Origin of the sequence: Microcystis sp. LE19-131.1A (assembly GCF_027532015.1) — a bacterium.
GTDB lineage: Bacteria > Cyanobacteriota > Cyanobacteriia > Cyanobacteriales > Microcystaceae > Microcystis > Microcystis ichthyoblabe_A.
In genome coordinates, this window is record NZ_JAPZSS010000119.1 from 1 (window position 1) to 1,005 (window position 1,005).

1 protein-coding gene is annotated in these 1,005 nt (G+C 49.9%); it reads right to left on the reverse strand.

The annotated features are described in order from the left end of the window. Positions 1-1,005: Calx-beta domain-containing protein (locus tag O9323_RS10310; RefSeq protein ID WP_288125054.1), on the reverse strand; the 1,005-nt coding region annotated here is incomplete at both ends.

Below are 1,005 nucleotides of genomic sequence, written 5' to 3' on the forward strand. Positions count from 1 at the left end.
GGCAGTGGTAATCGTTGCTCCGTTGGTGGGATTGGAGAGAGTTACCGTAAAGTTTTCGTTAGGTTCGACGGTGGTATCCCCTTGAACATTAACGGTAATCACTTTCGAGGTTTCTCCCGCCGCAAAACTGACGGTTCCTGAGGGTAAGACTCCCCCCACAAAATCAGTGGCATTAGCTGCACTGGTTCCTGAGCCTGTTACTGCCCAGTTGACGTTATTGGCCCCTGTGGTATTAACTGCACGAGTAACGGTAAAGGTAAAGGCTTTGCTGCCACTATTCCCTTCTGTTTGGTTGGCATTGGTCGCCGCGATCGCCAAGGTGGGAGCCGTTGAAGCAGTTCCAATATTCAGTGACCAACCACCGGCAATAGTTCCCGCGTCTCCTCCCACGTCATCCACAACATAGAGGCTCCAGGTTCCATTGGGGTTGATGCCGTTGAATACGGAGAAGTCCGTACCGTAGGGGCCACCGGGAGCGGGCGTGTTAAAGAAATCACCGGTTTCAAAGTCTGTGGCCTTATAACTGCCACTGGTAATTATCCCTTCATCGGGCAATAAGGAGGTTGCCGTCGGATCAAAGGTGAGAGTGACATTATTGATACCACTTGAGCCACCCACATCGGACATTAATAAGGCTTTGGTTCCCGTCGGACCGACCAGTAATACATCAATATCATCGGGCCAAGTATGGCTCAGGTTTGTCAGCGTTACTTTCAGGCTATTAATATTACCGCTTAAGCCTGAAACATTGATCGTCGAAGGATAGGGAGTGCTTGGCCCTCCCTGAGGAATAGAGATAGGAGTAGAATTGGTGAATGTATTGCCTGTGTTGCCATCATCATTTTGGATAGTCCCAACAGCAGTGGCAGTGGTAATCGTTGCTCCGTTGGTGGGATTGGAGAGAGTTACCGTAAAGTTTTCGTTAGGTTCGACGGTGGTATCCCCTTGAACATTAACGGTAATCACTTTCGAGGTTTCTCCCGCCGCAAAACTGACGGTTCCTGA